Source organism: Actinomycetota bacterium (assembly GCA_030018275.1).
GTDB lineage: Bacteria > Actinomycetota > Aquicultoria > Subteraquimicrobiales > Subteraquimicrobiaceae > Subteraquimicrobium.
Window position 1 is genome coordinate 112,544 of sequence record JASEGB010000003.1, and the last position, 26,695, is coordinate 139,238.

Consider the following 26,695-nt stretch of genomic DNA (forward strand, 5'->3'; position numbering starts at 1 on the left):
ACCTGAGTAAAAATCTTATAAAGGCGGCTAGAAGCCTTAGAAAAGAATCCACCGATATAGAAAGATTCTTGTGGAAGCACTTACGTAGAAGGCAATTGAATGGTTTAAAGTTCAGGCGACAACAGCCAATTGGCAAGTATAGCGTAGATTTTGTTTGTTTTGAGAAACAGATTGTGGTAGAAGTCAATGGTGGACAACATCAAGAAAAAAGGGATAAAGATATTGAAAGGGACAGGTGGCTTCAAAATCAAGGCTTTAAGGTTCTAAGATTTTGGGATAATGAGGTTCTTAAAAATATCAAAGGAGTGTTGGAGGTAATAAGGGAGAGTTCTTTTGTACCACCCTCCCCTTTATCCCCTCCCATCCAGGGAGGGGAAACAAAAAACGTTTTTCCATCAAGGGAGAAGAGTACCCACTAAAATGGAGAAGGGCCAGAATTTATAAGATGAGGAGCGCTAATGGATAAAATCACTATTACCATTGATGGCTCGGACATTATAGCTGAGAGCGGGGCAACCATTTTGGAAGCAGCGCTCAAAAATGGCATTTATATTCCCCATCTTTGCTATCATCCCGACTTAAAAACCTATGGAGCTTGTCGGTTGTGTATCGTTGAGATCGAGTGTGGGAAACTGGTGATCTCCTGCCGAACGCCGGTCAAACAGGGCATGTCGGTTAGGACAAGGAGTCTGGAGATTGATAAAGTACGTCGAGCCATTATTGAGCTGCTCATCGCCAATCACCACGCAGATTGCCGTGATTGCACTAAAAGTAGGCAGTGTGAGTTGTTGAAGATAGCCGCCTTTATTCGTTTTGATAGAAAACGGGCGAGGCGCTTAAGGTGGGCGAAGGAGGAACTCCCCCGAGATACCTCAAATCCATTTTTCGATATTGATCCCAATAGATGCGTGCTCTGTGGAGTTTGTGTCCGAACCTGTGAGGAAATTCAAGGAGTGGGCGCCATTGACTTTGTTGGTCGGGGTTATACCAGTAAAATTGCCCCCTTTGGAGACAAACCTTTGGCTCAGTCCAGATGTGAATCGTGTGGGGAGTGTGTGGTCAGGTGTCCGGTTGGTGCCTTGGTGCCAAAAAATGTCCAGCGTCCAGAGCGAGAGGTCAAGACCATTTGTTCATATTGTGGCACGGGTTGTGGCATTTATCTGGGCATTCGTGACAATGACGTCGTCAGCGTGCGAGGCGATACCGATAGTCCGGTAAATGGAGGCAATCTTTGCGTCAAAGGTCGGTTTGGCGCCAGTTTCGTCAACTCCCCGGATCGATTGAGCTCACCCCTCATTAGAACAGCTCTAAAAGAGCATTCTGAGTTCAGCACCCTCTCCCTCACCTTTCCCCCTCGAGGGGGAGGGCAGGGGTGGGGGGAGGTATCTTGGGATGAGGCATTGGAGCTAGTTGCCGATAAGCTAGTCAGGTACAGTGGGGACCAGTTTGCGCTCCTGACTTCAGCTAAATGCACCAATGAGGAAAGCTACGTTATTCAGAAGTTTGCCAGAGTGGTAATGAACACCAATAACATAGACAATTGCGCCCGCCTATGTCATGCCCCTACCATGGTAGGTCTGCATGAAACAATCGGCATCGGGGCGATGACCAACTCCATAAGTGAGATCGAGAAAACTTCCTGCATACTAGCTATAGGCACTAATGTTACACGAGCTCATCCGGTAATCGGAATCAAGGTAAAGAGGGCAGTGCGGAATGGAGCCAAGCTCATTGTGATTAATCCAAAGGAAATCGACCTATGCCGCTTCGCCGATATCTGGCTTAGACCTTATCCGGGTACCGATGTAGCTCTGATTATGGGTATGAACCAGGTGATCGTCGATGAAGGATTGCTCGATAATGCCTTCATCGAAAAACAGTGCGAGAATTTCGAAAGCTTAAGAGAGTCTTTAGAGGATTTTAGCCCGGGCAGGGTGGAAAGGATCACCGGTGTTTCCAGGGAAATGATAGCCCAGGCGGCCAGGATTTATGCCACAAACAAACCGGCGGCTATCATATGGTCTACGGGCATCACTCAGCATTCTCATGGCACCGATAATGTCTTTGCCCTTGTCAATTTGGCCATGCTTACGGGGAATATCGGAAAGCCTTCAGGGGGACTTTATCCACTTTTGGGGGAGAATAACGCTCAAGGTGCCTGCGATATGGGGTGCCTGCCCGATTTCTATCCCGGTTACCAAAGGGTAACCGATCCAGGGGTCCGAAAGAAATTTGAGACTGCTTGGAGTGTGGACTTGAATCCCGAGCCAGGATTAACCTTCACTGAAATATGGCAGGCTATCTTGGATGGAAAAATTAAGGCAGTTTACATCATTGGTGCCAATCCTGCATTGAGCATCGCTGGTTCCCAGAGAGTGCGTGAGGCCCTGAAGAAAGCAGAATTCGTTGTTGTCCAGGATATCTTCTTTAACGAGACGGCCAAATTTGCCCATGTTGTCCTCCCAGCGGCAAGCTTCGCTGAGAAGGAGGGAACTTTCACCAATACCGAGCGGCGCATTCAGAGGGTGCGCAAAGCAATGGAACCCGTTGGCGATTCACGTCCCGACTGGGAGATCACATGCGAGCTGGCCAGAAGGCTGGATGGTAAGGGTTTCGATTTCAGTCACCCCGCCGAGATCACATCAGAGATTGCCTCAATTGCTCCTCTGTATGGAGGCGTATCTTACGACCGCTTGGAAAATGAGAGCTTGGAACGGTTTCACACCCCCAGTAGCAAGGGTAAATTTAGACCGTTGGAATTTAGACCCCCGACAGAGGTTCCCGATGTTGAATATCCCTTGATTTTGACCACTGAAAGGACCCTCTACCGTCATGGTACTTTATCATGGAAAGTGGATGGTCTCAACATTTTAAAAGGTAAGGAGCTTGTAGAGATAAATCCAAAGGATGCCGCCGATTTTGGCATCAGTCATGGCCAGATAGTGCGGATAATTTCTCGGCGGGGGGAGATAGAGGCTGAAGTAAAGGTGACTTATGCCACTCCACCGGGTGTGATCTCCATGGGCTTTCATTCCACCCAAAGCCCAACCAACGTGCTCACCAATCCTACTCTTGACCCCGTAGCTAAAACGCCGGAAGCAAAGGTATGTGCGGTGCGGATTGTTCCACAAACATAGTGCCACCTTAAACACCCCAATGCCATTTGTCAACCATCCTTAAGAACTGTACAATGTGAATAGTCTATTAGTTGATAGTTTGTTAGTTGGGAGTGTAAGATAAATAATTTACTACCAACTCCCAACTACCTACTATGAACTATTTGTGGGGTTGAAGATTTTTGGAGAAGAAAAAGATTATATTAATCGATGGCAACAGTTTAGTCTACCGAGCCTTCTATGCTTTACCCACAACTTTGGCTACCTCAGCAGGGCAAATAACAAATGCGGTATATGGATTTTCAAGCATGCTCATCAAGCTGTTGAGGGAGGAAAAGCCCAACGTTGTTTTGGTGGCCTTTGACAAGGGTATGCCCGCTCGAGTCGCTCAATATGAGGAATATAAAGCCCATCGTCCAGAGACTCCAGATGAATTGAGGAGTCAGATGCCCTTGGTGAAGGAAGTCCTTGAGGTTCTCAATATCCCCATTTTTGAGATGGAGGGATGTGAAGCCGATGATATTCTGGCTACCCTGGCGAGGAAGGCGGAGCGGGAAGGACATCAGGTACTAATAGTAACCGCGGACAGAGATGCCTTTCAGCTGGTATCTCCGCGGGTAAAGATCATGACCACCAAAAAGGGGATTTCCGATATAGTCCTCTACGACCACAAGGCTGTAATCAGCAGATATGGTGTTCCTCCCAAGAGAATTGTCGATTATTTGGCTCTGAAGGGAGATTCCTCGGATAACATCCCCGGAGTTCCGGGCATAGGCGAGAAAACAGCTGCCAAGCTCATCCAGGAGTTTGGCGGCTTGGAGAATATCCTTGAGAACGTGGATAGAATCCCGGCGAAAAACCGGGAGGCTCTCAAAAATTATGCGGAGCAAGCTAAGCTCAGTAAGCAATTGGCGATTTTAGATTGTGGTGTTCCTATAGATGTGGATTTTGACCGCTATCGTTTGGGAGGGTGGGATGAAAGAAGAGTTCGAGAGGTATTTTCTTCATTGGAGTTCAACACCCTGTTGGAGAGGCTTTTAACCCAGGAGGTTGCTGCTCCCGCGGAGACTCCTTTAAGGATAGAGGTTAAGATTGTCCTTAATGAAATGGATCTCAAGGATCTCTTGAAACACCTCGATTCAAGTCGAAGATTCGGATTGGAAATAGTTTCCTCTGGAACTCATCCCATCGACTTAAACCTCACAGGTTTGGCTGTATCCACCGAGGATCAGACCTATTACATCCCCTTGGAGGAGAAATTGGGGCAACTTCCAAAAGCTTTGGTCTTTGGCGAACTTAAGCCCTATCTCGAATCCTTAAGAAAGTCAAAGGTTGTCCACGATGGAAAAACACTGATACATTGTTTGAGAAACGAAGGCATCAATTTGAATGATCTCTCTTTTGATACCTTAATTGCTGCTTACCTCCTTGATCCGGGAAGAGAAGTTTATCCTCTTGAGCATCTATGTAGACAATATCTTAGATTGAAGATCGCTGAGGAGGAAACCGATTCCGGGGTTGGGCAAAAAGCTCTCACCATTCTAAAGCTACAACCGATACTCGGGAGGGAACTCAAGGAGAGGGAACTCTGGGAACTTTTTGAAGGCATTGAGATGCCGCTCCTCTTCGTCCTTACCCGGATGGAGCTCGAAGGAGTGGGAATCGAGATGCAAGTTTTGGAGTCCTTCTCCTCTGAAGTCGAGGATATCATAAAGACTCTAGAGCAAGAAATCTATGATTTGGCTGGTGAAGAGTTCAACATCAACTCCTCTCAACAATTGGGAACCATTCTCTTTGAGAAATTGAGATTGGAATCCCATCGAAGAACTAAAACGGGTTATTCAACGGATTACTCCGTATTGATCAAGCTCGTGGACCAACATCCCATAATCGAAAAGCTCCTACAATATCGCGAGCTATCGAAGTTAAAGTCCACGTATATCGATGCTTTACCCAAACTGGTACATCCGAGAACGAAAAGACTGCATACCACCTTCAGTCAAACGATCACCACAACTGGCAGGCTCACGAGCAGCAATCCCAATCTTCAGAACATTCCAATCCGAACCGAACTGGGTTTAAGGATAAGAGAAGCCTTTATCCCCACCAGACCATCGGATCAGTTTCTCGTGGCGGATTATTCTCAAATCGAGTTAAGAATCCTGGCTCATTTGTCCCAAGACCAGGGTTTACTTCGAGCTTTCAGAGAGAAAAGGGATATTCACCTGGCTACAGCTTGCGAGGTATTCGGAGTAAGACCCGAAGATGTGGATCCTTTGATGCGGAGGGCCGCCAAGGCAGTGAACTACGGCATTGTGTACGGCATAAGTCCTTATGGTCTTTCCGAGCAGCTGGGAATATCAAAAGATGAGGCAAAGGCATATATCGATAGATATTTTGAGAGATATCCATCGGTGCGTGAATTCATTGACAAGGTCATCGCCGATGCTTATCGTGATGGTTACGTAAAGACTTTGATGAAGAGACGAAGATATCTACCCGAACTCAAGAGCAGCAACTATCGGATCAGGAACTTCGGCGAAAGGTTAGCGATAAATACCACCATCCAGGGGAGTGCCGCCGACATCATAAAGCTGGCCATGATCCAGTTGGATAGGGAATTTTGCAAGAGGGGACTCTGCACCCGAATGGTCCTGCAGGTGCACGATGAGTTGATATTCGAAGTGCCGGAGGATGAGAGGAAAGCTGCCCAAAATCTGGTGTGTGAGGTGATGGAAAATGCCTATCCCCTGGATGCGAAGTTGAAGGTGGATATATCCATGGGTCCTAACTGGAAAGAGGCGAAGGAATAACAATTATATTATCATATAGGCAGGAGATGCTGAATGTATTGTGGAAGTTTAAGAAAAGAAAATTTAGGGAGGCTTTATAATAATGGAAGATAAAGAAGGTAAGAGAGATAATAGTGTGCGAGGAAGGAATGAAGAGACAATCCCCGATTATGATCAGACCATAAAGATTTTTGACGAGGGAGATATAGTTTCGGGCAAGGTTGTCAAGGTCGACAGGGATGAGATTTTAGTGGATATAGGATATAAATCCGAAGGCGTTATCCCCATTCGTGAACTCTCCATAAGACCCAATATTGGTCCTGAGGATATTCAGGTCGGTGAGGAGATTGAAGCTTTGGTACTCCAAAAGGAGGATAGTGAAGGGAGACTGATTCTTTCGAAGAAGAGAGCCGACTCCGAGAAGGCCTGGGAGAAAATTGAAAGGATCTATGAGGAAAGTGGAAGTGTTAAGGGAGAGGTCATCGAGGTTGTTAAGGGTGGATTGATCTTGGATATCGGCTTAAGGGGTTTCCTTCCCGCCTCACTGGTCGAGCTAAAAAGGGTCAAGGATTTGAATCGGTACGTGGGGCGTGAGCTGGAGTGCAAAATCGTTGAGATGAACAGGACCAGGAATAACGTGGTCTTATCGAGGAAAGCGGTTCTTGAGGAGGAGCGAAAGTGGGAACGGCAAAAGATTTTATCCAAACTGGAAAAGGGTCAGATCCTTACGGGTAAAATTTCCAGTATCGTTGATTTTGGAGCCTTTGTTGATTTGGGAGGAGTCGACGGACTCATACATATCTCTGAACTTTCTTGGTCTCATATAGATCATCCCTCTGAGGTGGTTTCGGTAGGAGACGAGGTAAAAGTTCAGGTTTTGGACATCGACCTCGAGCGCGAGCGTATCTCATTGGGACTTAAACAGACCACCGAGGATCCGTGGAAAATCAAGGTTGGCAAGTATTCCGTGGGTGACGTTGTTGAGGGAGTGATCAGCAGGATAGTCCCCTTTGGAGCGTTCTTACAGATGGATGAGGGAGTTGAGGGATTAATCCACATATCCGAATTGGCGGAGGAGCGGATTGAGCTTCCCGACCAAGTTGTTAAGATAGGCGATAGAATAAAAGCCAAAATCATTGACATAGATTTGGAGAGAAGGCGAATCAGTTTAAGCCTCAAGCAACTTGAGGAAGGTAAGGAGAAGAAGGTGCCCGAAAAGACCAAGGAGGCACAGGAAACCGAAGCTGTTAAAGAAAGCGAAGAAGGCCATGCTCATCAGGTGGAGGAAAACGAGAAACGAAAAACGAAGGATTTTGATGAGGGAGAGACTCCCGAACCATCGCTAGAGGCAGTTATTGAGGAAATAAAGGAATCCCGTTCTTTAAGGAAGCAACTCTAACTTCCAATATTCTTAAGAATTTTAGAATATTGATTATTGTGTAAGGTGTAGTTTTTAAATCTTCAGAGCATATGGAATTATGTGGCTACTGGTTCTGGTTGTTCCTTTAAAAGCCAGAACTTTTTTACAAGTAACCTCGATTCCCAATATCCTTGAGAATTCTATAGAATGTAATTTTCGTTTGTTGGGATTGGAATTCATGAAATCGAAATTCTTCTCAATCCTCACTTATCGGTCTCCGGTTCTTGGTTGGATGGGATTGATTTTCTATCTTTCATCTCGACCGATTAGTTTTCCCATACATCCCCTACTTTCTAATACCTTTCACTTTGTTGAGTATGCCATTTTGACTTTCTTGTTGCTGATAGCGTTCAAAAATACGACGAATCTTCAATCGACGCTACTTTGCGCGTGGGCCATGAGCATCTCCATCGGTTATGGTATCCTCGATGAGATACACCAGATTTTCGTGCCCACTCGTATCTTCAGCCTTTGGGATGTGGTAATGGATTCCCTGGCTGCTTTAGTAGTCGCCCTCCTGGCCAGAGGGATTTTACTCTCCACTTCATCGGCGATGACGGGAGGAAAAGGGATGAAAGTCATCGGTGTCACGGGAGGAATTGCTACTGGCAAAAGCACGGTAGCTAAATTATTAGTTAGCAGAGGAGCGAAGGTCATCGATGCAGATCAAATTTCTCGTGAAGTGATGGCACCCAAATCCGAGGTTTGGGAAAAGATCGTCTCGTACTTCGGCGAGGAAATACTTTTGCAGGATGGGAGCATCGATAGAAAAAAGTTAGCAAAAATCGTTTTCTCCGATCCACAAGAACTCGAAGTCTTAAACCGCTTAACTCATCCCACCATCATCAAAGTTATCGAGGATAGACTGGAGGAACTCAAACGGACTCGATGGGATCAAGTCATAGTCTTCGACTGTCCTCTTCTCATAGAGGCTCAGCTCCTTCCTTTGGTAGATGAAGTGGTTGTGGTGACCACCAAGGAGGAAACGCAGATCAAACGCCTTGAGGAAAAAGGTCTCTCAGCTGAGGAGGCTCGTGCAAGGATGCGAGCTCAAATCCCCCAGGAGCAACGGATTAAGTTCGCGGATTACATCGTTGAGAATGACGGGACTCTTGATGAGCTTCGCGAGAAGGTTGATGAGCTTTGGGAAGCTATCAAAGCTGACCAAAAATCGTAGCGCGGGGGCTTGTCCCCCGCATGTCTACTTTGGGCGGGGATAAACCCCGCCCCTACAAATTAAATATCTTTTGTCCCATGTCCCTTGTCCATGTCCTTGATCCTTCACTCTTGACCCATAACCCATGTCTTCTCCCATATCCCAATAAATTTGCAGCAAATTCTCCCCGGTTGTTTTAAAATAATAGATGTTGGAGCTCTTTGACCTAGACTCATTGAATGAGGTGCAAAGGATGACGGACTGTCCAGGGAGGTTCAAGTTACAAGCTCCTTATGAGCCCAAGGGGGATCAACCGAAGGCGATAAAGCAACTCATCGAGGGTTGCAAGAAAGGTTATCGCTATCAGACATTGCTTGGGGTGACCGGATCGGGCAAAACCTTCAGTATGGCAAAGGTAATTGAGGGGATACAGAAACCAACCTTGGTTATTTCTCCCAACAAGACTTTGGCCGCTCAGCTTTGCAGCGAGTTTAGAGAATTCTTCCCCGAAAATGCCGTGGAGTATTTCGTAAGTTATTATGATTACTACCAACCTGAAGCTTATCTTCCTCAAACCGATACATACATCGAGAAGGATGCTTCCATCAATGAGGAAATTGACAGACTGAGACACGCAGCTACCTCAGCCCTATTTTCTCGCAGAGACGTTGTCATCGTGGCTAGTGTATCCTGCATTTATAACCTCGGCTCCCCGGAGGATTATCTGGCAAAGGTGATCTTCCTGGAGAGTGGCAAAGAATACGACAGAGATGAGATCCTTAGAAGATTGGTTGAGGTGAAGTATCAGCGAAACGACATCGATTTCTCGCGAGGTAGATTCAGGGTGAGGGGGGATGTCATTGAAATCTTCCCCGCTTATGAGGAGAAGGCATTAAGGATCGAGATGTTTGGTGACGAATTGGAAAGGATCATAGAGGTAGACCCCTTGACTGGAGAGATAACCAATGAATATGAGAAGGTAGCCATTTATCCAGCCACTCACTTTGTGACCATCGATGATAAGTTGGAACGAGCTCTTGTGTCCATCGAGAAGGAACTCAAATGGAAATTGAGACAACTCGAAGCTCAGGGGAAGCTCCTGGAGGCCCAGCGCCTGAGGATGCGCACCAAATATGATCTGGAGATGCTCAGAGAGGTCGGTTATTGCACTGGAATCGAGAACTATTCAAGACATTTTTCGGGCAAAGCCCCCGGCGAACCACCCGATACCCTGCTCGATTACTTCCCGAATGATTTTTTGGTATTCATCGACGAGTCTCATATCACCGTACCTCAAATTCACGGGATGTACGAGGGTGATCATTCCAGAAAAGAAGCTCTGGTCGAGTACGGTTTCAGGCTTCCGTCAGCCTTTGATAATCGTCCCTTGACCTTCGATGAATTCATCACCAGGGTTCCACAAGTCATATTCGTCAGTGCCACTCCAGGTGACTATGAGCTCTCGGTGAGCAGTCAGGTCGTGGAGCAGATCATCCGTCCCACGGGGCTCGTCGATCCCGAAGTGGTCGTCCGACCTGCCGAGGAACAAATCGATGATCTAATAAATGAGATAAAGAAAAGGGTTACAAAGAACGAGAGGGTACTGGTGACCACCTTGACCAAGAAGATGGCCGAGGATTTGACGGACTATCTCATAGAGATGGGATCCCGCGTCAGATACCTCCATTCGGATATTGAAACTTTGGAGAGGGTGGGGATCTTAACCGATTTAAGATTGGGCAAGTTCGATGTCCTTGTGGGAATAAATCTCCTCAGGGAGGGTTTGGATTTACCGGAAGTATCCTTGGTGGCAATCTTGGATGCGGATAAGGAGGGCTTCCTGCGTTCGGAGAGGTCGCTCATTCAGATCATCGGTCGAGCCGCTCGAAATGTCAGTGGACAGGTCATTCTGTACGCGAATGAAGTCACGGAATCCATGCAAAAGGCTTTAAACGAAACCAATCGCAGAAGAAGACTTCAGATGGAGTACAATCGAAAACACGGCATTGAACCGGAGACCATCAGGAAGGCGATCACCGATATCTTACAGGCGGCGAGGATTTCTGAGTCACCGAAGCTATATAAATATAGGCGAAGGTATCAAGAGGAAATCTTATCGATGCCCAAGGATGAGATCGAGCGTTTGATTCACAGCCTGGAGGAGGAGATGAGAGCAGCTGCCGAGGAATTGAATTTTGAGCAGGCAATCGAGCTCAGAGATCAGATAATGGAGTTAAGGAAGGAACTCGAAATAATGAATGCGAGGAGAAAAGCCTAATCACATTACCGCCATTTTTCTTTGGTTTATACATGCATTGATGGTGCGGCGGCAATGCGGATAGTATGGGGAGGATTTCTCTGGACGGAGCCCAAATTTAAAACGACTGTATTTATCCTATTAATTACCCTCGCTGCTTATTTGTTTTCAATGGTTGTTGCGAAACCCAAGATTGTTTCGGTACTAAATGTGGGAATTGCACCTTTGGTGGTCATTTTTATAACATTTTTTCATTTGTTATCATAAAAGGAGATAAATTTATAAAGAGTTGAGAAGAATGGCTGACAAAATTATCATTCGAGGCGCAAGGGAACATAATTTAAAGAACATAAATGTCGAACTCCCCAGGGATGAATTCATCGTGATGACCGGAATTTCCGGATCTGGGAAGTCGTCTCTAGCCATCGATACCATCTATGCGGAGGGGCAAAGGCGTTATGTGGAATCCTTATCCGCCTACGCCAGGCAATTTTTGGGTCAGATGGAGAAACCCGATGTGGAATTAATCGAGGGGCTTTCCCCAGCCATCTGTATCGATCAAAAATCCGCTCCCAAAAATCCTCGTTCCACTGTGGGAACGATCACCGAAATCTATGATTATCTGCGTCTTTTGTATGCCAGAATCGGGACGCCCCATTGCCCAAATTGTGGAAGGGAAATCGCTCAACAGAGTTCCCAGCAGATAATCGAGCAGATAAGCACCCTTCCATCGGGAACCAAGTTTCAGATCTTGGCCCCTGTGGTGAGGGGGAGGAAGGGTGAATATAGAGAATTGCTTGAGAGGTTGAGAAAGGAAGGCTTTGCCCGGGTCCAAATAGATGGGAGGATTTATGGACTCGATGAGGACATAAGATTGGACAGGGATGTCCGCCACAATATCGATGTAGTCGTCGACCGATTGATAATGAAGGAGGGAGTCGAAAGAAGGCTGGCGGACTCCATCGAGACCGCTTTAAACCTGGCCGATGGGATCGTAGCCATAGAGATCATCGATGGTGAGAGACTTGCCTACCGGACGGGCAGGCCATGTCTGCCCACAGGCAGGCAGGACTTCAGCACCCATTTTGCTTGCATCGATTGTGGGATAAGCTTTGAGGAGCTTTCCCCCAGGATGTTCTCGTTCAATAGTCCCTATGGTGCCTGTAGCTATTGTGGTGGATTGGGCACGAAGATGGAAGTAGATCCCGATTTGGTGGTTCCCAATCCCGATTTATCCTTACGCGAAGGTGCTGTAGCTCCTTTCTATCACACCAGGGTGGATTTTTATCCCAAGATAATTAGAGCGGTGGCTGAACAGTATGGAATCAATATGGATACCCCCTGGAGGGATTTGGAGGATTGGCAGAAGCAGATCCTCATGTATGGTACAGGCGACGAGCAGGTCTATGTGAGATACCGGAGTCTCACGGGCAGGATTAGAAGCTATTATACTTCCTTCTCTGGGGTCGTCCCCAATCTCAACCGACGCTATAGAGAAGCCGAATCGGATTACGCTCGGGAGAAGATTGAACAATATATGAGCGTAAGCTCCTGTCCTCAGTGCAAAGGAGCGAGACTCAAACTAGAGAGTCTGGCAGTGACCGTCGGTGGACTGAACATATATGAATTCTCGCAGATGTGCGCCAAGGAGGCTTTGAAGTTCACCGAGAAGCTCAAAGCGAGTTTGAGTCCAAGGCAGATGCTGATCGCACAACGGATCATCAAGGAAATTCAGAATCGACTGAAATTCATGATAGATGTTGGATTGGATTATCTCACACTGGATAGATCTGCGGCAACTCTGGCCGGTGGTGAAGCTCAGCGCATCAGGCTGGCTACTCAGATCGGATCGGGACTCGCAGGTGTCCTTTATATTCTCGACGAACCGAGTATAGGGCTCCATCAGAGGGATAACAGGCGTCTAATAGAATCCCTTAAGAGATTGAGGGATCTTGGAAATACCATAATCGTGGTCGAGCACGATGAAACCACCATAAGGAGTGCCGATTTCATCGTGGATATCGGACCGGGAGCTGGAGAGCACGGTGGGAGAATCGTGGTCACCGGTGGAGTCGAGGATTTAATCCGATGTCCTCAATCGATAACCGGAAAGTATTTGAGCGGGGAAAGAAAGATTCCATTGCCCCCCGTTCGGAGAAAAGCAAAGGGTAAGTATCTGACCATTAAAGGTGCGAGTGAGCATAATCTTAAAGATATCGATGTCCCCATTCCCTTGGGACTCTTCGTGTGCAATACAGGCGTTTCCGGTTCCGGCAAGAGCACGCTGGTCTCAGATGTTTTGTACAGGAGCTTGGCAGCGAAACTATATAAGTCGAGGGAAAAACCCGGTAAGCACGAGGGCGTAGAGGGTCTTGAATACATCGATAAAGTGATAAATATAGACCAATCTCCCATCGGAAGGACACCTCGCTCCAACCCGGCCACCTATGTGAAGGTTTTTGATGATATCCGACGTGTCTTCGCTGAGGTACCTGAGGCGAAAATAAGGGGATACAAGCCCGGGAGATTCAGTTTTAACGTCAGGGGTGGGCGTTGTGACGCCTGCCAGGGTGATGGAACGATAAAAATAGAGATGCATTTCTTACCTGATATTTACATCCCCTGCGAGGTGTGTAAAGGAAAGCGCTATAATAGAGAGACCTTAGAGGTAAAATTCAAGGGAAAGACCATCGCCGACGTTTTGAACATGTCCGTTGAGGAGGCCTTGAAGTTCCTTGAAAATATTCCCAATATCAGAAGGCGCCTTCAAACCCTCTACGATGTGGGTTTGGGTTACATCAAACTCGGTCAGCCCGCTCCCACCCTATCCGGTGGTGAAGCTCAGAGGGTGAAGCTCGCCGCCGAACTTTCAAAAAAGGCAACTGGAAGAACCTTGTACATTTTGGATGAACCGACCACAGGTCTGCACTTCGCCGATATCGAAAAATTATTGGATGTTTTGAACCGCCTTGTCGATCAGGGAAATACCGTTCTGGTCATAGAGCATAATCTGGATGTAATAAAGACCGCGGATTACATAATCGATTTGGGACCCGAGGGTGGCGAAGAGGGAGGCTATGTGATCGCTTCGGGTACACCCGAGGAGATAATGGAAAATCCTAGGTCTTACACCGGTCGGTTCTTGAAACTTGCTTTGGAGCCAGTGGCCGCCATGCCGTGCCTGAAAGGATATAAATTCGGAGGATGAAAAATGGATACTATTCAAAAATTTCAAGATTTACTCAGAAAGTTGTTTCAGTTTGAGGCATCGGATTTAGATAGAATATAAGGATAACTGGACTGAGGAGGATTTAAAAAGGGATAAGGAGTTCATCATCAAAGAACTCGAACCTTGGACACCACATATTGTTTATGTCAATGGCCAGAGTGTCCTAACGCCTAAACTTGAAGACCATACAGTAGAAATCCACTATATTGAACCAGAGTTTAAAAAACTGATGGAAGGTTAGGAATATGAAAACTTCTGATGAAATAAAGCAGATATTGACAGAACACAAAGAGGAATTGAAAGAAAAATATGGAGTTAAGGAAATAGGTATATTTGGTTCTTATGTGAGAGGGGAATATAAGAAAAAAAGTGACCTCGATATACTTGTGGAATTTGAAGAGGATAGGGAAATTGGGCTGTTAAAGTTTGTGAACATGGAGAACTATTTGAGTGAACTTCTTGGTGTGAAGGTCGATTTGGTAGAGAAATCTGCATTAAAGCCAAGAATAGGTAAGCATATACTAAGAGAGGTGGACATCTTGTGAAAAGAGAGGTAGGGGATTATATTGAGGATATTATCGGTGCTATGGATAAGGCTGTCAGTTTTGTTGAGAACATATCTTATGAGGAATTTGCTAAAGACGATAAAACCGTCTTTGCAGTAGTAAGAGCACTTGAGATTATTGGTGAGGCGGTTAAGAATATTCCTGACGATTACAGAAAAAAGTATCCTGAAATACCTTGGAAGGATATGGCAGGTATGAGAAACAAAGTTACCCACGAATATTTTGGACTGAAATTAAGTATCGTGTGGAAGGCTGTTAAAGAAGAATTACCTCCATTAAAGCCTATTTTTGAGAAAATATTGAGAGATCTGGAAAAATGAATATTGAGAAATACTTGTTTTAGATAAATACCTGCTTTCTCTTTTTGGAGTAAGTGATTTTAGAGATTTGCAGAAAAATTAAAGGATGCACTGCTTGGAATTGATAGTGATGGGAGAAGTCATTTTGTAAATGTCCTCCGTTCATCTTTTGACGATTTACAAAAAGATAAAATTTCGGAAGATACACTCTTAAGACGCGATGAAAATATCTAGTCTTATGTAAGAAAGATTAATTATAAGCGCTGAGCAAATCAACTTAAAGTATTTTCAGTATCTGGCAGTACTTTTCTCAGAGCTTGTTCTGGATAATCTAAAAAAATAGAGAGATTGAGTTTCTATATGATCTAAACGAATTTTTGGAAACTTATAAACAGGAACAGGACATCGGCATTATAGATAAATTCAACGAAGATGACTTGAAAAAACTTGCTTTCTGGATGGCAACAGGCTCAGGAAAAACCTTGATTACGCATATAAACTATTACCAATTTTTTAACTACAAGTTATTTTCTCCCGACAGTATCATCTTGATTACCCCTAATGAAGGACTTTCAAAACAGCACTTTGATGAATTACAAAAAAGCGGCATTCCTTGCAGACTCTACGAAGGCGGATTGAGCAGTCATGGCACATTTAGAGATGAACGGGAAGTTCTGGTTATAGAAATGACAAAATTCGTAGAAGAGAAGAAAGGTGGTGGAGTAACTCTCCCAGTTAGTGTATTTGAAGGTAGAAATCTTGTTTTTGTAGATGAAGGGCATAAGTGCTACCTTTGGGCAGATTTTAAGTGAGAGAAATACGGAGATCCTTGAGGAGTATGCTAAATCAATTATCTTTGATTACTCATATAAATACTTCTATCTGGATGGGTATGGTAAAGATTTCTCGGTATTGAATGTGAAGCAAACAAAAATTAGCGAACGCAACTTTCAGGAAACAATGTTTGTCACCAGCCTTTTATCTTTTTATGAGCAACTTTTGGTATATGAAGAAAATAAACATCTGGCAAAAGGTCATAACCTTGAAAAACCTCTCTGGATTTTTGTTGGGACAACGGTTACAGGAAAAGAGGAAGAATCGGACGTTATTCAGATTGTGGAATTCATTAGAAGAGTAATGCAAGATGTCACGTGGATACATAAAAAGGCAGAAGATATTTTAAATGGCAATACCGGACTAAAAGACGAAAATAATGAAGATGTCTTTAAGAATAAATTTGATGTACATCAAGAGAAGGAATATTGAATTTGATGATTTATACAAGAAAGTTTTCATGGGAAAAGGAAGTTTTAGCATATATGATCTGAGGAGTGCAGAAGGAGAATTTGGGCTAAAGATTGGAGAGAATGACTATTTCGGGGTTATAAATATCGGCGATGTATCAGGGTTGAAAAACAATTAGAGAAAAAAGGAATATCTGTAGGACAGGATGCTGTATCTATTTCTCTTTTCGACGCTATTAAAAGGGAAGGCTCACCCGTGAATATCCTGATTGGTTCAAAAAAATTCATTGAAGGTTGGGACACCTGGCGGGTTTCTTCTATGGGGCTTTTAAATATTGGTAGAGGACAGGGGCCACAGATTATTCAATTATTCGGAAGAGGAGTAAGACTGAAAGGTAAAGGAATGTCCCTCGAGAGAAGTGATGAGAAAAGTGCAGTCCAATTTTTAGAGATGCTTAATATCTGTGGTATCAAGGCGGATTATTTAAGTAAGTTTTTAGAAACAATTAGTAAAGAAGAGGTGGAGTTTGAGACAATTGAAATACCGGTCACATCGCAGCATGAGAAAAAATGGAAAAGCCTTTATACACTTACTAAAGATGAGAAAAAGAGGTTTGAGGAAGAGGAAATTGTGAGATTAGAACTTGATGATAGAATTCATTTCACAATAGACCTTTTGCCAAAGGTATCAACTTATCTGGCTAAGGAAAGAAAAGAAGAAGGCATCAAGATGGGACAGATTAGAGCAGAAGTTCAGCCGATGAGGTTAACAGAAGATATTATAGATTTACTTGATTGGGATAGGATATGGGAAGAGATTTGCGATTTCAGAATTGTAAAGGATATTGGAACCTGGTTTTTGATATAAAGGAATTAAGAAATCTGTTTTTATCGGACAGATATAAAATTTTGGCATAGAATCTTTTATTCTTTCAAAAACTGCCCTTTTGGAGATTAGGAAGGATTTGATGATAGATGAGAAGGTAAGGTATGAGGATTATCTAAAAAAGAGAGCAGATTTCGCTGTCAGGCGAGCAAAACTGGGTTTAAAGAGGGAAGCTTCCTCAAGAGTGAGGGATGAGGAGGAGGGGAAGTTGCTTCTCGAGTTTGATAAGGCTCGGCTTGAGCGGTGGAAGAAGGAAGGCAAGCTGGTGAAGCTTGGACCCAGGAAATATAGATTTAATGTTTGAGACATTATTCCTCTTTTTTCATAGGCTGGCAAGATTTAGTGGAAAACCCATCGAATAAGCCATTGACCTCACAACCTCGAATCTTCAACATTTAACACCTCTCCTTGTGCTATAATTTTTTCAGAATGACCTCCCAAAAAGCTCTTTTGGAGCAACTGAAAATGGTGCCGGATAAGTCCGGGGTCTATGTCTTCAAGGACGCCCAGGGAAAAGTGCTGTACATCGGCAAAGGACGTTCCCTACGTAAGAGGATGCGTTCATATTTTCAGAAGATCCACACCTATTCCCCAAAGATCCAGGCCATGGTGGATAGAATCGCCGATTTTGACATCTATGTCACCGACAGCGAGGTCGAAGCCCTCATCCTCGAGTGCAATTTAATAAAGAGGTATCGACCCAGTTTCAACATAAACCTCAGGGATGATAAGAGCTATCCATGCCTCGCAATTACCTTAAATGATGCATTCCCCAGGGTTATGGTGACCAGAAAATTGGGAATAGAGGGGGCCAAATATTTTGGTCCATACACGAAAGCCCACGCCATCAGGGACACATTGGATACATTACGGCGCATTTTCCCAGTCCGGGCGTGTAAGGGGAAAGAACCGGGTAAGTCAAGCGGTTCACCTTGCCTTAACTTTCATATCAAGAGATGTCTTGGTCCGTGCACTGGCAAGGTGAGTAGGGAAGAGTATCGAAAGATGATCGATCAAATTTGCCTGTTCTTGGAGGGTAAACAGGAACAAGTTATAGAGCAACTTCAGAGGGAGATGAAAGAAGCCGCAGAAAAGCTCGAATTCGAGAAGGCAACCAGGCTTAGAAATAGAATTCGAGCAGCTCAACACGTTTTAGAGAGGCAAAGGATCATTTCCTCTACTAAGGAGGACAAGGATGTCATCGCACTCTTTGCACGGGAGGATGCCGCCTGTGTTGAGGTCTTTTTCATCAGGGGAGGCAAGCTCATCGGAAGCGAAAGTTTCATCTTGGACAAAGATGAGCACGTGAGCGAAAAAGAACTTTTGACCTCATTTGTTAAGCAATTTTACCTGACGACCACTTTTGTCCCCCGATACATACTATTGCAGGATGAAATAGAGGATGCGGAGTTGATCGAGGAATGGCTCACCAAGAAACGGGGTAAGAAGGTGGAGATCAAAGTTCCCAAGAGGGGTGAGAAAAGGAGTCTGGTGGCACTGGCCATTGATAATGCCCGCCATGCCTTTGAGCTCCTCAAGATCAAAAGAAGGCTGGAAAAGGAGAGAGCCTTAAAGGCTCTTGCCGAGCTCAAAGAGCAACTCGACCTATCGGAGTTTCCCCACAGGATCGAGTGCTTTGACATTTCAACCATACGGGGTCGCCAGTCCGTGGGGTCGATGGTGGTCTTTGAAAATGGAAGGCCAAAGAACAAGGATTACAGAAAGTTTAAGATAAAGTGGGTCACTGGTCAGGATGATTTTGCCATGATGGCAGAGGTTATAAAACGTAGATTTGCAAGGTATTTGGAGGGGAAGGAAGGAAGATTTGGCATCAAACCGGATCTGGTCATCGTCGATGGTGGGAAGCCACAACTTTCGGCTGCTCTAAAATCCTTGACCGAGCTGGGCATCGAGGATATCCCAGTGATTGCCCTTGCTAAGAGGGAGGAGGAAATTTATCTTCCGAATCGGCCGGAACCAATCTCCTTGCTTGCGTTTTCTCTAAGTCTCCGACTCATTCAAAGGATCAGGGACGAAGCCCATCGATTTGCTCTCAGTTACCACCGAAGCTTAAGAGAGAAAGCAATGGTCAAATCGATCTTCGATCGAATTCCAGGGATTGGGGAGAAACGGAAGAAGTTCCTTTTAGAACACTTCGGCTCGCCGGAGGCCATCTACAAGGCCAGTCTTGAGGAACTCAAAACAGTACCCAAGCTTCCCTCCAAAGTCGCTCATGTAGTATACAGGTTTTTACATCACTAGGGCGATTAATTTGAAACCGTGCCGGGGAAAACGAAACATTTTAGTCGCTTGTTACCCGTCGCAGGTCACAAGAAAAAATAAAAAACCTGCGACCTGCAGCAAGAGACCCGCCACCCATTACAAATTCACTTACTACCATGCTGGATATGGTGTTGGAGCGCTGATCTTCAGTGATTGTGGTCTGGCGGGTCTCATCCTTCCCACCAAATGTGAGGAGGAGATTCAAAAGGAGGTTTTAAGAAGATTTCCCGCGGCTACCTGCGATAATAATAAAAATACTTCCTTGGCAAAAATCCTTTCTTCTTATTTTCGGGGAGAAAAGGTAAAATTCAACCAAACTCTGGATTTGGTGGATTTTTCTCCTTTTGAGAGAGAGGTTTTTCAAACTGTGTGCACAATCCCTTATGGGGAGACCAGAACTTACAAATGGGTAGCTGAGGTCCTTGCTAAACCCAGGGCTTATAGAGCTATAGGCAAAGCTTTGGGCAGAAATCCCATACCCATAGTCGTACCTTGTCACAGGGTCGTAAAGAGCGATGGTGAATTGGGTGGATTTAGCGCGGGAGTTTGGTGGAAGAAAGAGCTTTTAAAACTGGAAGGATATCTCGGAGATAAAGCTGATTAAAATTCATTTTTTAGCAGGGAAGAGAGGCAGTTTATTGAAATAAATTGTGGTTTTTGCAAATACTGATTTAGAGGTTGGGAAGTGCAGAACTTAGAGTTTACCTTAATCACAGGTCTATCCGGAGCGGGAAAGTCGGAAGCTATCAGATGTTTCGAGGATATGGGTTACTTTTGCATTGATAATCTACCTCCCACCCTTATCCCCAAGCTAGCTGAACTGTGCTCTCTTCCCGGTAGCAAAGTGCGTAAAGTGGCTCTGGTGAGCGATGTGAGAGGTGGGGAATTTTTTGATGCTCTTTTCGAAGCGCTCAGGGAGCTGAAGGGGAGGAACATCAAATATCAAATCCTCTTCCTCGAGGCTTCCGATGAGGAATTGGTGAAGCGTTTTAAGGAAACCCGCCGCAGGCACCCTCTGGCTGGTGAGGGGCAGATAATAGAAGGTATACACCGAGAACGCCATCTTCTGGAAACCCTTCGAGGCACTGCGGATATGATCATAGATACCACAGATTTGGAGACACACGAGCTCAGGGATAAAATTCGCTCATCTTTCCTAGGGGAGCAAAAGCGAAAGGGCATACTCATTACCGTGATATCCTTCGGTTACAAATATGGAGTACCGCTTGATGCCGATCTGGTCATGGATGTGAGGTTTTTGCCAAATCCACATTATATCCAATCACTTCGTTCCAGAAATGGTGAGGATAAGGAGGTAAGGGAGTTTGTTCTCAATCGCCCAGAGACTCAAACTTTCCTCAAAAAATTTCGGAGTCTCTTGGTTTTCCTTCTTCCGCATTATGTGACCGAGGGGAAAACTCATCTCACCATAGCCATCGGTTGCACGGGGGGAACCCACAGGTCGGTCACCTTAGCTGACGAGATAGGAGAGTTTCTGAGGGAACAAGACTACAATGTAATCGTGAGACACAGGGATATCGGAAGGAATTTCAAATTTCCCTAAATAATTGACCTTGAACTTTGATGTAATGTTTACGCACACACTTATATATTGTTCAGAGGCATCCTTCCGAGTGCTAGCTGCTGCGAGCCTACTCGCTGTTCTCTTAAGGGCGAACACCCTCCATAAGTTCGGGTCGGGCTGTTGCCGCCGCTGTTCCCGTACGGGCTTAACGGTTCTCTTAAGATGCACTCTCCAGGATACCCCGTCCCATAAGAATATGAGCTTAATCTCGATATAATTACTGTGAACCATGAACTGTGAACTAAAATGTCTTTTTCAACTCAGGTTAAAAACGAATTAGCCAGGCTACAGCCGAATAAAAGGTGCTGCCAAAGGGCGGAGCTTTCAGCCATTTTGCGGATGGATGGCTCCTTTCATATCCGAAATGGTGCTTTCGCCTTTCACACGTTAACGGAGAATGCAGCTGTAGCCAGAAAAACCCTGAAACTCTTTTCAAGCTTATCCGATATTAAATTGCGACTCGAGGTCAAACGGTCCATATTTCAGAAAGCAAACGATTACATCCTTTTCATACCTCCTCAACCTGAACTCTATAGGATTCTCATGGATTTAGAGATACTCAATGCTGATAGGCAAATAATCTACGGAATTGTCACTGAGCTGGTAAGACGAAGTTGTTGCGCCATAACTTACTTGAGGGGTGCTTTTTTGGGGGGAGGATTTATCAACGACCCAAGGAAGAAATATCACTTTGAACTTACGACGGATGATTCTCAGTTCGCTCTCGATTTGAAGGATTTGCTGGAGAGATTTGAGATTAATGCCAAAATTTTCCAGAAAAGAAAATATGTTATTTATCTTAAGGAGGCTGAGCAGATCCTTCGGTTTTTAGCACTGGTAGGGGCATTCAATGCCGTTCTCAAGTGGGAAGATATTCGGATTCTTAAAGAGATGAGGAATCAAGTCAATCGTTTGGTGAATTGCGATACCGCTAATTTGAATAAGGTTGTGGAGGCAACACTCACGCAGATAAGCGATATCACCTTGATAGAAGAGGAGGTGAGCTTGTACTCGTTGTCTAAAGGTCTTCGAGAGGTTGCACAGGCCCGGATCCAATTTCCTTACGTATCCTTAAGGGAGTTGGGAGAGCTGTGCAACCCACCACTGAGTAAGTCAGCGGTTTATCATAGGATGAGACGCCTCAACCAGATAGCTAAGAACCTTAGGGAAGGTAAATAGGTAAATGGGTGAAATAGGAATGGGTTGATGGGAAAAGCAAACCACCAAACTGCCCAGTTACCCAATACCCAAATACCCAATAAGAGGAGGGAAAGGTTATGGCCATTAGGATTGGAATCAATGGATTTGGAAGGATTGGAAGGAATGTCTTTCGGGCGGGATTTGACGACCCGGACATAGAATTTGTTGCGGTCAACGATCTTACCGATGCTGGAACTCTAGCTCATCTCCTTAAATATGACTCAATTTACGGGGTTTTGGATGCTGAAATCGAGGTTACTGATGAAAGCATGACGGTCGAGGGGAAGGAAATTAAAGTCCTATCTCAGAAGGATCCCGCTGCTCTCCCATGGAAGGATTTGGGTGTGGATTTCATAATTGAATCAACGGGGAGGTTTACAAAGAGGGGAGATGCATCGAAGCATCTAACCTCGGGAGGAGCCAAGAAAGTAATCATCACCGCACCCGCAAAGGAGGAAGATATAACCATAGTTATGGGTGTAAATGAAGATATGTACAATCCCAAGGAGCATCACATTATCTCCAATGCCTCATGTACCACAAACTGCTTGGCTCCCGTGGCTAAAGTGCTCTTGGATAATTTCGGTATCGTTAAAGGTTTTATGACCACGGTCCATGCCTATACCAATGATCAGAGAATCCTCGATTTTCCCCATAAGGATCTACGTCGAGCTCGCGCCGCAGCCATGTCCGTCATCCCCACAACCACTGGAGCTGCGAAGGCCACTGCCCGGGTAATCCCCGAACTTAAAGGGAGGATGGATGGAATCGCCATGCGAGTCCCCATTCCCGATGGGTCGGTGGTTGATTTTGTGGCCGTCTTGGAAAAGGAAGTAACCGTAGAGGAGGTGAATGAAGCGTTTAGAAACGCAGCGGATAAAGGTAGATACGAGGGCATTTTAGAGTATACGGAAGATCCGATCGTTTCAATAGATGTGATAGGCAATTCGTATTCGGCGATTTTTGATGCTCTCTCAACAATGGTTATTGGAAATTTGGTAAAGGTTGTGGCCTGGTACGACAATGAGTGGGGATATTCCTGCAGGGTTATTGATCTCGTCAGATATATGGCGGAAAGGGGATTCTGATTGTAAGTGGCTTGAGGTTAGCCTCTAAGCTTTTCGCGTGAGGAGGGAAGGGCTTTGAATAAAAGGACTGTCAGGGATATCGATGTAAAAGGTAAAAGGGTTTTGATGAGAGTCGATTTCAATGTCCCAATCAATGAAGGAAGGGTAGTCGACGATACAAGAATTAAAGCGGTTCTGCCAACTATTCAATATCTTTTGAATCAAGGGGCCAAGGTTATCTTGGTTTCTCATTTGGGGAGACCGAAGGGTTTCGATGAGCGGTATAGGATGGGTCCGGTCGCTGAATCCCTCTCAAGACTCCTCGCTAAGGAAGTGCGGAAGGTGGATGAAACCGTCACTCAGAAAGCTGAAAAAGCCGTCAATGAACTTAAGGAAGGCAATGTGCTCCTCTTAGAAAATGTGCGCTTCAATCCCGGGGAGAAGCAAAATGATCCACAATTTGCAAAGAAATTGGCAAGACTCGCCGATGTCTATGTCAACGATGCCTTTGGAGCTGTTCACCGAGCCCACGCATCGGTTGTAGGAGTACCCAAATATTTACCCGCAGTGGCGGGTTTTTTATTGGAAAGTGAGGTGAATGCCTTAAGCAAGTTATTGGAGAACCCCGAAAAGCCCTTCTTTGTACTCCTTGGAGGGAGCAAAGTTTCCGACAAAATTAAGGTGATCAATAAATTTTTACAGATAGTGGATGGAATTCTAAGTGGCGGAGCGATGTGTTTTACTTTTCTAAAAGCAAGGGGGGTAAACATCGGCAAATCCCTTTGTGAGGATGAGGAACTCGATCACGCACAAGAGATGCTCAAGAAAGCGGAGAGAAATGGAATTTTATTTTATTTACCTTGTGATGTTGTGGTCGCGGATAGCGTCGCTGAGGATGCAAATTATAAAGTCGTTCCCGTCGAGAAAATTCCGGATGACTGGATAGGAGTGGATATAGGTCCCAAGACCATTCAGATATATAAGGATGTTCTCAAGAAAGCTAAAACCATATTCTGGAATGGACCCGTTGGCGTATTTGAAATTGAGGCTTTCTCCTCTGGAACACGTGCTATGGCGGAAGCCATCGCACAAGCCAATGCCACGACGATAGTTGGCGGAGGAGACTCTGATGCTGCCCTTAGGAAATACGGTCTTGAGGATAAGGTGTCCTTTGTATCAACGGGTGGAGGGGCATCCCTTAGATTGTTAGAGGGTACGCCGCTACCAGGAGTCGAAGCCTTGATGGACAAATAGTTTTGCTCACCGTGAACTGTGAACCAAGAACCAATCGAGTGAAAGGAAGTCTGATGCGAAAACCCATCATTGCTGGGAATTGGAAAATGAATAAAACGGTGGAAGAAGCAGTCGAGTTGGTGCAGGATCTCATCCCTCTGGTCGCAGATGTGGAGGATGTGGAGATAGTGGTTTGCCCTCCCTTTACCGTTTTGAAGAGTATATCCACGGTGATTGAGTTCAGCAATCCAAACATCTCCCTCGGTGCTCAAGATATGCACTGGGAGGAAAAAGGGGCTTATACCGGCGAGATTTCCCCTGTCATGCTTCTCGATATCGGGGTGAAATATGTGATCATTGGTCATTCCGAACGCCGTCGGTATTTCGGAGAGACGGATGAGATGGTTGATAAGAAGGTAAAATCGGCGCTTTCTCATGGTCTCATTCCCATAATGTGTATCGGAGAAACCCTCGAGCAGAGGGAAGCGGGAGAGACACAGAGGGTGGTAACTACTCAGCTCCTCAAAGGCTTAGAGGGATTGAAGAAAGAGGATATAGAAAAGGTGGTCATCGCCTATGAACCGGTGTGGGCCATCGGGACCGGAAGGTCAGCTACCCCTGAGGATGCCAATGATGTGATCAGGAGCATCAGAGCTCTCATTGGCGCTCAATTCGGTGTCGAGACGGCAAAGAAGGTAAGAATTCAATATGGAGGAAGCGTTACCCCCGAAAATATCGCTGGATTCATGGACGAACCCGAAATCGATGGCGCTCTGGTCGGCGGAGCAAGTTTAGATGCTGAAAGCTTCGCCAAGATAGTCAAATCCCGTCGATAGCGATAAAAATTTCGTGTGGAAACAGGTCTTTACATCTGTTAATTTTCAAAGTGACTTTTGTAGGAATTCAAATACTTTACGAGCAGCAGGGATCTAATCCGCGTACTTAATGAGGAGAGGCATGAGTTTGGGTCCATATATCCTTCCCAAAGCTCCTCTTTTGCACTTCACCTCAGAGAATGACGAAGTGTCATCGGGAACTATTTTACCACCAGCGATGAGTAAAGGTACGGGATCGTTGGAATGTGCCTTGACGGTGCAGGGTGTGGAATGGTCCGCGGTAACCGCGACGATCGTTTGCTCCAAATTTATCTCGGGGAGTAGATTGGCGAAGAAGAACTGATCGATGAATTCAATGCTTTCCTTTTTCTTAAGGGCTTTTCCATCGTGTGCCGGCTCATCCGGTCCCTTGATGTGGATATATAGTCCCTCGAAATCTTCTATCGATTCCAATGTTTTCCTTGCACGCAGTTGATAATCAAAACTTGGCTCGTCGGTGGCCTGGGGAAGTTCAATTACCTCCATCCCAGTGAGCAGGGCTATTCCCCTCTCTACGGGCATTTCAACGAAGCAGCCAAACCTCAAACCATACTGCTCACCGAAGGTTGGGAATTTAGGTAATCTATTTCCCCCATCACGTGTGAGGATGACATTGGCGGGCAGCTTATCCCGATTCACCCTTCGTTTATTTACGGGGTCCCTCTCTAAAACCTGATGACTTTTCCGGATAAACTCGTTTGTCAAGGACACCGCCCTTTGGGCTTCAGGGGAGCCCTCAAATCCCTCGACGGGTTTACACTCCTGCAAAACATCTTCAAATTCGGTCTTGGCTACTCCAAAGAGTCCCTCTTTGGCATAAGCAGGGTCGGTATTGGTGACCTCGCTTGAGAGTTTTCCTTGGAGACTGTGGATGACCAATACTCCTCTATGACCCACGGTGTTTTTAAAAACGAAGGTTGCCGCGTCTAACTTTACCTTTGTATTTATCGATTCTGCAAGCTTAGTCGCCTCCTCTGTGGTAAGACCGCGACCAACGCGGCGATCGATTATCTTGTTATGCTCCCCCAGGGTTGCAAAGTTCACTCGGTACGCTAAGTCTCCATCGTTAACTCGTAAGCCCGCGGCATAGCACTCTAGCGGACCACGTCCGGTATAATATTTTTCGGCCTCATAGCCCAGGATGCTGATGACGGCGACATCCGATTCGGGCGCGATTCCCTCTCCCACCGGATACATCAAACCCGTCTGACCCCTCTTTGCCAGGTCATCCATAAATGGGGTTATCGACGCCTCCAAAGGGGTTTTACCATCAAGTTCGGGACAGGGTAGATCCCCCAATCCATCCAAGACGATGTACAGGATTTTCTTCATGTTACCTCCTTTTTGAAAGAGCCCTATCTCCCATGACTATCTCATGACAGAAATATAATACACCATAGGAGTCGATAGCCGATAGACGAAGGTCCCTCTTGGTAACGTAAACTATTGTGTGTAAATTCTTTTAATAGAAATATTTAGGGTGTATT

General features: G+C 45.4%; 22 protein-coding genes. 21 read left to right on the top strand and 1 reads right to left on the bottom strand.

Annotated features, from left to right (window positions below):
• Nucleotides 1-2: 2 nt before the first annotated feature.
• The 21 genes from QMD66_02170 to tpiA all read left to right on the top strand — a co-directional run bounded on the left by QMD66_02170 (nt 3) and on the right by tpiA (nt 25,169).
• Nucleotides 3-419, top strand: coding sequence for an endonuclease domain-containing protein (locus QMD66_02170; GenBank protein ID MDI6821671.1), 417 nt, complete (start codon nt 3-5; stop codon nt 417-419).
• Between the two features lie 39 nt (nt 420-458).
• A complete protein-coding gene (gene fdhF, locus QMD66_02175) occupies nt 459-3,137 on the top strand; it encodes a formate dehydrogenase subunit alpha (protein MDI6821672.1) in 2,679 nt (892 codons plus the stop codon).
• A 161-nt stretch (nt 3,138-3,298) separates the two neighbouring features.
• Nucleotides 3,299-5,929, top strand: coding sequence for a DNA polymerase I (polA, locus tag QMD66_02180; protein ID MDI6821673.1), 2,631 nt, complete (start codon nt 3,299-3,301; stop codon nt 5,927-5,929).
• An 82-nt stretch (nt 5,930-6,011) separates the two neighbouring features.
• Nucleotides 6,012-7,307 (top strand): 30S ribosomal protein S1, encoded by a 1,296-nt coding sequence (gene rpsA / locus QMD66_02185; protein ID MDI6821674.1) that lies wholly within the window; start codon nt 6,012-6,014, stop codon nt 7,305-7,307.
• Nucleotides 7,308-7,506: 199 nt separating this feature from the next.
• Nucleotides 7,507-8,505, top strand: coding sequence for a dephospho-CoA kinase (gene coaE / locus QMD66_02190; protein MDI6821675.1), 999 nt, complete (start codon nt 7,507-7,509; stop codon nt 8,503-8,505).
• A 232-nt stretch (nt 8,506-8,737) separates the two neighbouring features.
• Nucleotides 8,738-10,762, top strand: coding sequence for an excinuclease ABC subunit UvrB (gene uvrB, locus QMD66_02195; protein ID MDI6821676.1), 2,025 nt, complete (start codon nt 8,738-8,740; stop codon nt 10,760-10,762).
• Between the two features lie 277 nt (nt 10,763-11,039).
• The gene (gene uvrA, locus QMD66_02200) at nt 11,040-13,949 is read left to right on the top strand and encodes an excinuclease ABC subunit UvrA (GenBank protein ID MDI6821677.1); all 2,910 of its coding nucleotides are present in this window, start codon (nt 11,040-11,042) and stop codon (nt 13,947-13,949) included.
• 266 nt (nt 13,950-14,215) lie between these two features.
• Nucleotides 14,216-14,515: a nucleotidyltransferase family protein gene (locus tag QMD66_02205; protein MDI6821678.1), complete on the top strand. Its 300-nt coding sequence runs from the start codon at nt 14,216-14,218 to the stop codon at nt 14,513-14,515.
• Nucleotides 14,512-14,856, top strand: coding sequence for a DUF86 domain-containing protein (locus QMD66_02210; protein ID MDI6821679.1), 345 nt, complete (start codon nt 14,512-14,514; stop codon nt 14,854-14,856). Before QMD66_02205 ends, QMD66_02210 begins: the two co-directional genes overlap by 4 nt.
• Nucleotides 14,857-15,212: 356 nt before the next feature.
• The gene (locus tag QMD66_02215) at nt 15,213-15,647 is read left to right on the top strand and encodes a DEAD/DEAH box helicase family protein (GenBank protein ID MDI6821680.1); all 435 of its coding nucleotides are present in this window, start codon (nt 15,213-15,215) and stop codon (nt 15,645-15,647) included.
• Nucleotides 15,607-16,101 (top strand): hypothetical protein, encoded by a 495-nt coding sequence (locus QMD66_02220; GenBank protein MDI6821681.1) that lies wholly within the window; start codon nt 15,607-15,609, stop codon nt 16,099-16,101. Before QMD66_02215 ends, QMD66_02220 begins: the two co-directional genes overlap by 41 nt.
• Nucleotides 16,076-16,258 carry a hypothetical protein gene (locus QMD66_02225; protein ID MDI6821682.1) on the top strand — a complete coding sequence of 61 codons (183 nt, stop codon included), beginning with the start codon at nt 16,076-16,078 and terminating at the stop codon, nt 16,256-16,258. The genes QMD66_02220 and QMD66_02225 overlap by 26 nt, the downstream gene beginning before the upstream one ends.
• Nucleotides 16,259-16,335: 77 nt before the next feature.
• The gene (locus QMD66_02230; protein ID MDI6821683.1) at nt 16,336-16,947 is read left to right on the top strand and encodes a hypothetical protein; all 612 of its coding nucleotides are present in this window, start codon (nt 16,336-16,338) and stop codon (nt 16,945-16,947) included.
• 100 nt (nt 16,948-17,047) lie between these two features.
• A complete protein-coding gene (locus QMD66_02235; protein ID MDI6821684.1) occupies nt 17,048-17,269 on the top strand; it encodes a hypothetical protein in 222 nt (73 codons plus the stop codon).
• A 125-nt stretch (nt 17,270-17,394) separates the two neighbouring features.
• On the top strand, nt 17,395-19,227 hold the full coding sequence (gene uvrC, locus QMD66_02240; GenBank protein ID MDI6821685.1) for an excinuclease ABC subunit UvrC: 1,833 nt from the start codon (nt 17,395-17,397) through the stop codon (nt 19,225-19,227).
• Nucleotides 19,228-19,237: 10 nt separating this feature from the next.
• Nucleotides 19,238-19,852 (top strand): methylated-DNA--[protein]-cysteine S-methyltransferase, encoded by a 615-nt coding sequence (locus QMD66_02245; GenBank protein ID MDI6821686.1) that lies wholly within the window; start codon nt 19,238-19,240, stop codon nt 19,850-19,852.
• 81 nt (nt 19,853-19,933) lie between these two features.
• Complete coding sequence (gene rapZ, locus QMD66_02250) at nt 19,934-20,812, top strand: RNase adapter RapZ (protein ID MDI6821687.1); 879 nt, start codon at nt 19,934-19,936, stop codon at nt 20,810-20,812.
• A 267-nt stretch (nt 20,813-21,079) separates the two neighbouring features.
• Nucleotides 21,080-22,012, top strand: coding sequence for a DNA-binding protein WhiA (gene whiA / locus QMD66_02255; protein ID MDI6821688.1), 933 nt, complete (start codon nt 21,080-21,082; stop codon nt 22,010-22,012).
• 98 nt (nt 22,013-22,110) lie between these two features.
• Nucleotides 22,111-23,121: a type I glyceraldehyde-3-phosphate dehydrogenase gene (gene gap / locus QMD66_02260; protein ID MDI6821689.1), complete on the top strand. Its 1,011-nt coding sequence runs from the start codon at nt 22,111-22,113 to the stop codon at nt 23,119-23,121.
• 54 nt (nt 23,122-23,175) lie between these two features.
• Nucleotides 23,176-24,354, top strand: coding sequence for a phosphoglycerate kinase (locus QMD66_02265; protein ID MDI6821690.1), 1,179 nt, complete (start codon nt 23,176-23,178; stop codon nt 24,352-24,354).
• Between the two features lie 53 nt (nt 24,355-24,407).
• Nucleotides 24,408-25,169 (top strand): triose-phosphate isomerase, encoded by a 762-nt coding sequence (tpiA, locus tag QMD66_02270; GenBank protein MDI6821691.1) that lies wholly within the window; start codon nt 24,408-24,410, stop codon nt 25,167-25,169.
• A gap of 93 nt (nt 25,170-25,262) precedes the next feature.
• On the opposite strand, the gene QMD66_02275 is transcribed toward tpiA, so the two are convergent.
• Nucleotides 25,263-26,540, bottom strand: coding sequence for an alkaline phosphatase family protein (locus QMD66_02275; GenBank protein ID MDI6821692.1), 1,278 nt, complete (start codon nt 26,538-26,540; stop codon nt 25,263-25,265).
• Between the last annotated feature and the right edge of the window lie 155 nt (nt 26,541-26,695).